Genomic DNA, 8,217 nt, shown 5'->3' on the forward strand with positions numbered 1-8,217 from the left:
GCATAAATTCATCTATATAATATTTTTATCATTATTGGTTCTCTCTGGTTGTTCGTCATCATCTTTAGATAATTCTCAAGCTCGCGAGATCATGCTTAAAAGTACTAAGAATTATCCTGATTTAATTAATTTTTATAAAGAAAAAATCAAAAAACAAAACCTTGATCTCGATAAGAATAAATTAGCTCAAGTATATTTAGATTATAATGATCCAGAATCTGCGCTATTTATTGTAAATAATATACCGAATCATATGAATAATGTTGAATCACTAATCATTATGACAAATGCGTTTTTTGATTTAGGTAATAATAAGGAAGCTTTAAATATTGCAAAAAAAGCTAATGTTCTAGAACCTAATCGTGGTGATATAGAGAATTTAATAGCAATAATTTATGCGAGTAATGGCGATATCAAAAACGCAAGAGAGTTTTTTAACATGGCAAGACTGCATTTATATGATGATATAAAGATAAAGAATAATTTAGCTGTCTTAGACATTCTAGATGAAGACTATACGATGGCATCAAATAAATTAATTGAATTATATGCTAAGAACAGAAATGATAATGAAATTTATTCCAATTTAGTACTTGCCTTATCTAAGTCTAACAATATTGAATTACTTGAAAAAATTCTTAAGCCAAAATTCAATAATGATGAAATAAATCATAAATATGACTTGTTAAAGACTGCCAATATATCAAGTTCTTTATTATCAAAATAAATATTCCATTAAATATAGTTAGTTTGGCTTAAGGTAAAATAATGAATAGGTATAAAAAAAATGAAAAAGGTATAGCCAGTATTGAATTTGTTATGATGTTTATGACTTTTTGGCTATTTGTTGTGGCTTGGATAGAAATAAGTTATATGTCGTATATATCGGCAGTTAGCGATGTTATTGTTTCTGAAGCTGCGAGAGAATCTAAAACAAAACACGATGATTATCTTACGTTTTTTTCTCAAGTGATAAGTAAAAGTGATTCTCTTTGGGGAGATATTATTGACCCCAATAAATTTACTATTTCAATAAATTATATTGAGAATGTTGCTAAATTATTAGATGTAACAGTAGAGTGTAATGTACCCGATGGGGAAAATATAGCTCAGTGTGGTAGAGAACAGAACAGTCCTATTGCTATTTATCGTGTGGATTATAAATTTGATTCTCTATTTAGTTACTTTTTTGATGATGAAGTCATCTTTAGTCGTGAAGTTGTTGTAATTCAGGAATATGAACGTGATAAATTCAATATCCAATAAAAGGGGAAACTTCACAGTAGAGTTTGCTATTGTTGGTTTATTCCTAAGTATTCTTTTTGTTTTTAGTGTAGATGTGATAGTAAAGTTATCGATAAAAGGTAAGTTAGACCGGTTATCTTATTCTTTAGTAAGTATATTAAAAGAAAGAACTCAACTTTATGATGATGATTTTATTATTACTCAATTAGATACATCATCATTAGCTAAAATAGCATCTAAATCGATGGAAAGAACTATGTCAAGTTTCTCCGATGAGAGATTTGGCGTGACAATTGAAGAATTAACATTTAAGAAAATTGGCGTTATTGATAAAGTTATTAGTTATGATTATGGGGATAGATATCAATGTAAAATAATTAATCCCTTAGATAAGAGTGAAAACTTATCAGTCGTAACTACCTGGAACAGGCAAGCATCTTTATTTAGAGTAACATTATGTTATAAAACAGATAATTTAATTGGCGATTTTCTTGGGATTGACTTTTCTAATGTTAGTTCATCATCAGTTATAATAGGGAGATAGATCTTGTGAAGCTGAAGAAAGCACAACAAGGGCATGCATCTATATTATTTGCAATAATGATACCCGTATTATTTGGAATTTTTACACTGGCTAGCGATGGCGCAAGAGCTATACAAACTAAAGCTCGAATTGAAGATGCTACAGAAGCAGCTTCTTTAGCCATTGCTGCTCATAATGATCCTAATGTTAATTCTGATGGCCTTGGCTCTGGAAGTAAAGTCAATCGACGGATTGCCACTGATTATCTGAAAGCCTATATAACTGACATTGACTCAATTTCATCTTTGAAAATCTATAGACGCAATTGCGAAGACATCCCTGAATGTTCTTCTGGATTAAATAAAGGAAAATCTAGGTTTTTTGAGTATGAAGTTGAAGCATTGACTACACAGAATTCTTGGTTTCCTGGTAATAATGTTATCAGTGGTTTCGGTGATACATTTTCAACACGGGGACATTCTCTAGCGAGAAAGTATCAAAGTGAAGCTGTTGACGTTGTTTTCGCTGCTGATTTTTCTAAATCTATGGAAGAACCATGGACTGGAGGTCGACAAAAATATAAAGATCTAGTTAGAGTTATTAACGATGTAACAAGTGAATTAGAAAAATTTAATAATATCAATATCGCTGATAAAAAAAATCAAAATACGATAGGTATATCTCCATATAATTCAAACACTTATAGTAAGTTTGATAATTATAATTCTTGTTTTATGAAGCAAGACTATTTTGAGAAAAACTCAAGAGATCATCGAAAAAAGAAATATGTCGATATAAAAAGAACCCTTAATAATATTTTTATTGAGAAAGGTAACGATAGTTGTGGATTTAAAAGCGATGACCCTGATGCAGTATTCCATGATATATATTTAACAAATGATTTTGATACGTTCAACAAAGAAATAAGGAAATTTAGACCAGGTAATGGAACTGCATCTTGTCAAGGGATTATAAGAAGTGCCCAAATGTTAAGAAAAGGAACAAACTCTCGTCGATTATTAATTATTATTTCCGATGGGAACGACTGGTATTATCCATATTCAGGATACAAGGAAACTGATAAAGAAATTGCCAACAAATTAGTGAACGCAGGAATGTGTAATAAGATTAGAGAAACTCTAAACTTAGACAAAACACCGAGTGGCCAAGAAATAAAAACACGCATTGCTGTTATTGGTTTTGATTATGATGCTAATAAAAATAAAGCTTTATTAAATTGTGCTGGAGAGGACAACGTATTTAAGGCTCAATACAGGGATGAGTTACTTGATCAAATTTTATCTCTAATTACAGAAGAGATTGGTCACTTGAAATAGTCAGCTTAATAAATTTGAGAATCTAATTATGAAAAAAATCTTAATCTTTATATCAATATTACTAATATCACCAATTGATTCATACGCAAAAAATTCTGATGATATTGATAATTCAATTCTTTTATTTTGTAATACTGGTAATGGTAAATATCAAAAAGAAGTTACAGTAGAGCGAGGGGATCGTATCTATCTAAATCAAGGTTCATATAGTCAAATCCAACAGTATGACATCGTTGATGTAGATAAAGAACTATTGAAAAACATACTCGGTAAAATGAATTCTGGTGAAAAATGCTTTGAGTATCTACTTAGTAATGCAAGTATAGAACGCGATGATACAACCGCTCGTGTATATTTCAATTTTGATAATTCTAAATTAACCAGCGCATCAATATATATACTTAATAAACTTATTGAAAATGTAAAAGCAAGTAAGAGTAATTACCTAATTGAAGGCCATACAGATTCGGTAGGAACAACTTCATACAATAAAGATTTAGGGTATAGAAGAGCTAAATCTGTTATTGAGTTTTTCGTTGGTAATGGTGTCAACAGATCTCAGTTACAAGGAATAAGCGAAGGGGAGCTTAAACCATTAGAAACTAATGATACAAGTATTGGTCGAAGTTATAACAGACGTGTAGAAATTAAAAAATTATAAATAATAAGCAATAAAGTAATCCAAAATATTGGATTACTTTATTCATCAAACTCATAATATTACTCATATGTATTCAGTTAATCACATTCCAAATCGCCGAATTTACTTTTGCAAATATTGTAAATCAAATAATATAGTTAGAATTAGAAGAAGTTGGTATGAACGAATTTTTATAAAGGAAAAGCATCAATGTTCAAAATGTCAAAATATTCATTTAATTTGGAAATTTCCCTTTTAGTTTTTTATTAGGTAGCTTCATATGACCCTCCTCGAAGAGCGAATTATTTACCTTAAATCTGAAATGGATATGACAAGAGCCCAATTAGTTGAATATTTATCGAATCATCAACGGATTAATAAGATTTTGATTAAATATGATAATTATCTTCTTGAATACGAATTTTTGATTAGCCTTCAAGTGAAAAATAATAAAATACCATGATATTTTATCTCATGTTCAAGAGATTAAAGCAGACATATCTCACATGTTATTTAGAAAATTAAGTATTGTAATCATGAGTGGATCCTTAGCATGTATCGTTATATCTCTTTTCGTGATTTATAGTTATAAATATACATGCCACTTACATCTAGACGATAGTGAATCATCAGTTCTTTATTCTCAATCTTGTTCTTTTCAGAATGGTTTGAGCAAAAAGACATTGAATCCATTCTCTCAGCTTGAACTATCTGAGACCATTCGCGAAGCAATAATTCAAGATATTGAAAAAATTCAGAGCGATTTAAATGATGCAAAGATCGATCCACTAGATTTAGATGCTCAAGAAAGATTGGGGGTAATTAGAAACGTCAAATCATTTTAGCCTATCAATAAGATCATCTCGTTACTACCATTAAACGCAATGTAATTGCAAGATTTTTTTGTACTTTCTATATAAAATACATGTGACATTTGGGTATACTTATAATACATTAGTAAAAACTAATGCTTTATATAGTTTTGTCATAACATAAATGGCACACCTAATAGGATCATTATTTAAATGTCACATGGGGTTAGATTTGTACATATTTGGTTATCTTAGAGCATCCACAGCTGATCAGGATGCTAAAAGGGCAAAAAGCATATTATCATCGTTTATATCTGATAAAGGATTACGGATAGCTAGTTGGTACATTGAGAATGAATCAGGTACATCATTACAAAGACCTGAATTATTGCATTTACTTGAAGATGCTGCGATTGGTGATGCAATTCTTATAGAGCAGATTGATCGACTTTCTCGTTTAGATGAAGCTAGTTGGTTTAAATTAAAAGAAATGCTCCACGAGAAAGAATTGAAGGTTATTAGCTTAGATTTACCTACAAGCCATATAGCCTTGTCACCTCAGATTACAGATGAGTTTACAGGGTCAATGATTAAGGCCATTAATAACATGATGATGGATATGCTAGCCGCAATAGCAAGGAAAGATTATCAAGATCGACGCCGTAGGCAAGCTGAGGGGATAAAAAAAGCAAAAGCTGAGGGGAAGTATAAGGGGAGAAGGCCCAATTTAGAGCTTCATGATAAGATTTATCAATTAAGAGTTGTAAATCGGCTGAGCATTAGTGATACAGCTAAACTGACCAATGTATCCAACCGTACTGTTATTAGAGTCGCTAAGAAGCTTATTCGAGAGAATAGTTAGCATTATATACTATATGCATATAATAAGATTCTTTTTAATTATAAATATCTATGAAGGATTCTTAATTTTCTAGTAAGATAAGTTGCTATGTGATTTCTAACATTTAATGGAGAAATCACTTTTTATGAGTATCTTAACCAAGATGAACTAGATATGAAGATAACGGAGAATCAGAAAATTAAAATCCTTAGTAAAAGTGTGTTAAAAAGAGTTAAACGTAAATTTTTACTAGAGTTGTACCTATTAGAACAAGAACAAGTAAAACAAAAAGATCCGCAAAAAAAATAACAGTTCAAATTGATTGTGCTGTTATTTTTATAAGAGTTTGTTTTTCTTAAAATTTACGTGGCATTCACAATATACGCATGATTATACCTAGAATTCAATTCATTGATAATTTCTAATTCATTGTATTTTGATAGAGATAGGGATGTGCCATGAATTAAAAAATTCGGATGTATCTCTAATTCACTCACTAGCTTAGCGTAAAAGTTTAGACGCGGCGATCTTTTCCCCGATTCAATTTTCAAATAGTGATCTTGAGAGCAGTTAAGTACCTCAGTCATATACTTTTGACTGAAACATTTTTTTTGTCGAATTTCACGTAAGCGATCATACATAAAGAAATTTGTTTTTACTTTATGATCGTTAAATTCTCGTGAGCTTAATTCGATTAGTAACTCTAATGTTGAGTAACTGGATAGTGAAACATGCTCTCTATTTAATAAATATGATGGACAGACATCCAAGTAATGAGCAATTAGAATCAAATTATCTAGCTTAATATCACAACGTCCCCTCTCTATATTAACATATGTATTAATAGTAACATTAATGCTCTTTGCCATTTGTAATGCTGATATTTTTTTTTGTTCTCTTATAAAAGCTATTTTTTTATAAATCCAATCCATAAGCAGTATCTGATGAGAAATAGATGATTTTACCATTGTCTTTTTTTTATGTTTCATTAACCATAGCTGTCATCATTTGTTTTTTATATTTGTGATATAGATACATATTTATGTGTTATCTGAGGACTGAAATTATTATATTGATAATATTGATTTTTATAGCAGTTAGTTACTTTGATAAAGTACTCGACATATAATATTAGTGATAGTTATTATAGCTAAACATATAATTTAAAGAGGTGAACACAATGATTTATATTGAGCGTTGGGCAATAATCATCGGACGCTGGATGCTTGCTTTATACTTCTTTATCCCTGGTGTCATGAAATTTATTGAGTGGGATAGTCATATAGATTTAATGGAAAGACATGATATGCATTATGTTGCTCCATTACTCTTTTTAGCGGCAATTTTTCAAATTTTAGGTGCATTGCTACTTATGTTTAACCGATATACTGAATTTGTTGCCTTGTCTTTATCAATATTAGTTTTGCTTATTAACTTCAATCTTCATGATTTTTGGAATTATTCTGGGATCGAAAGAGGCCATGAGATGCAGAACTTTATTAAGAATTTAGCAATTTTTGCTGGATTGCTGGTTTTAACAGGAAGCGCATTATCGAAAAAGGTAAAACATTTATAATATTTATGCTATTCGATAGAGTACATTGCATTAAATTGTATAATTATTTGTAATGTACTCATGTTAAATAACCATTAAGTTATATTAAATAGCATTAAATTGATAATTACAATTCTTAAATAGCATTAATTTTGATGTTAGGACATGATTTAGCTTTTCATAAAAATAACAGAGTTAATAATAAAAAACATGGTATTATCACATCGATTTCATAACGCAGTATGCTAAAGATGATGAATTATATTAAAATACCACTATTTATATTTTTAGTTTTCATTGCTTTTTTTTCTAAAGATCAAAATATAATTAAACGTAATATATCTTTTGAAAATAGGAAAGAGTTAATAGAATTACAAGGATATTGCTCAAAAGAAGAATGTAGAATAATTAATAATTTTCTAATGCTTCCGATAGAGAAGTATCCATCAGAATATAAGGCTATTGCGGAGGATATCCGAAATATTTTACATACAAAACAAGGAGCTAGAATTGGGTCTTATATTCTAGAAACCATGAATAATTATTTTGATGAAAATATAGATGCAAAAATGTATCTATTATTAAAAATCAGTACCTTAAAAAGATTGTCAGATGATCTTTATGGCATGTTAATACCAACTATAGAGTTTCTATCACTAGCGAAAAAAAGTGGTGATGAGTATATGATATCAGTTGGAACTGTAAATTTAGCTAGTATCTTAAATTTTTTTGACGGATATCATACATCGAATCAATTACTCAATGCTGTACCGATATCAAATTTTAGTGATAATAAATGGAATCGCTTACGAATAAGAAGTCAGTTAATCATAGCTGAGAATAATATAGCGATTGGAGATTATAATAAGTCATCTAAGATATTGAAAAATATAATTACTCAAGATAATGGTATACCAAGTAATGAATGGGATGACTATCATTCATACATATTGGCTTTACAGGCTGATATAGCAATGCATTTCAATAGAGATGACGAAGCAAGAAAATATTTAGATCAAGCAAATTCACTATTGAATCAGGACGACTACAATTTCTTAGTGGATAAACATACTGTAATTAAAACTATAGAGCTAAAATGGGCTATCAAAAATAATATTAATGTATATGCTAAATTGAACGATATGAAATTTTATCATGATAATTCAGCTATTATTAGTAGTCGATATTTAAAAATGTTATATGAGTCTATTTTTGATTATTATTTCGAAAGTAATGACCATACAAAATATCATGAGTTAAGGAA

9 protein-coding genes are annotated in these 8,217 nt (G+C 29.5%); 8 read left to right on the forward strand and 1 reads right to left on the reverse strand.

All coding sequences use genetic code 11. The annotated features are described in order from the left end of the window. From CTN07_RS22895 to CTN07_RS21660, 6 genes are all read left to right on the forward strand, one after another. Positions 1–727 (forward strand): tetratricopeptide repeat protein (locus CTN07_RS22895; RefSeq protein WP_107183762.1); only part of this gene is annotated, 727 nt, incomplete at its 5' end. Positions 728–768: 41 nt separating this feature from the next. Continuing rightward, positions 769–1,266 carry a TadE/TadG family type IV pilus assembly protein gene (locus tag CTN07_RS21630; protein ID WP_013404572.1) on the forward strand — a complete coding sequence of 166 codons (498 nt, stop codon included), beginning with the start codon at positions 769–771 and terminating at the stop codon, positions 1,264–1,266. Then, the gene (tadF, locus tag CTN07_RS21635; protein ID WP_013404573.1) at positions 1,238–1,789 is read left to right on the forward strand and encodes a tight adherence pilus pseudopilin TadF; all 552 of its coding nucleotides are present in this window, start codon (positions 1,238–1,240) and stop codon (positions 1,787–1,789) included. The genes CTN07_RS21630 and tadF overlap by 29 nt, the downstream gene beginning before the upstream one ends. 5 nt (positions 1,790–1,794) lie before the next feature. Beyond that, entirely contained in the window at positions 1,795–3,105 is a 1,311-nt protein-coding gene (locus tag CTN07_RS21640; protein ID WP_005306856.1) for a TadE/TadG family type IV pilus assembly protein, read from the forward strand. 28 nt (positions 3,106–3,133) lie between these two features. Next, a complete protein-coding gene (locus tag CTN07_RS21645) occupies positions 3,134–3,766 on the forward strand; it encodes an OmpA family protein (RefSeq protein WP_005306859.1) in 633 nt (210 codons plus the stop codon). 1,023 nt (positions 3,767–4,789) lie between these two features. Next, positions 4,790–5,419, forward strand: coding sequence for a recombinase family protein (locus CTN07_RS21660; RefSeq protein WP_036766312.1), 630 nt, complete (start codon positions 4,790–4,792; stop codon positions 5,417–5,419). A 341-nt stretch (positions 5,420–5,760) separates the two neighbouring features. Here the strand turns inward: CTN07_RS21660 and CTN07_RS21665 are convergent, their stop codons facing one another. After that, positions 5,761–6,387, reverse strand: a complete 627-nt coding sequence (locus CTN07_RS21665) for a helix-turn-helix domain-containing protein (RefSeq protein WP_005306865.1) — start codon at positions 6,385–6,387, stop codon at positions 5,761–5,763. A gap of 191 nt (positions 6,388–6,578) precedes the next feature. Between CTN07_RS21665 and CTN07_RS21670 the strand changes: the two genes are divergently transcribed. After that, positions 6,579–6,974: a DoxX family protein gene (locus CTN07_RS21670; protein WP_013404582.1), complete on the forward strand. Its 396-nt coding sequence runs from the start codon at positions 6,579–6,581 to the stop codon at positions 6,972–6,974. A gap of 230 nt (positions 6,975–7,204) precedes the next feature. Further along, positions 7,205–8,217 (forward strand): hypothetical protein (locus CTN07_RS21675; protein ID WP_146154902.1); only part of this gene is annotated, 1,013 nt, incomplete at its 3' end.

Origin of the sequence: Photobacterium damselae, assembly GCF_003026815.1 — a bacterium.
GTDB lineage: Bacteria > Pseudomonadota > Gammaproteobacteria > Enterobacterales > Vibrionaceae > Photobacterium > Photobacterium damselae.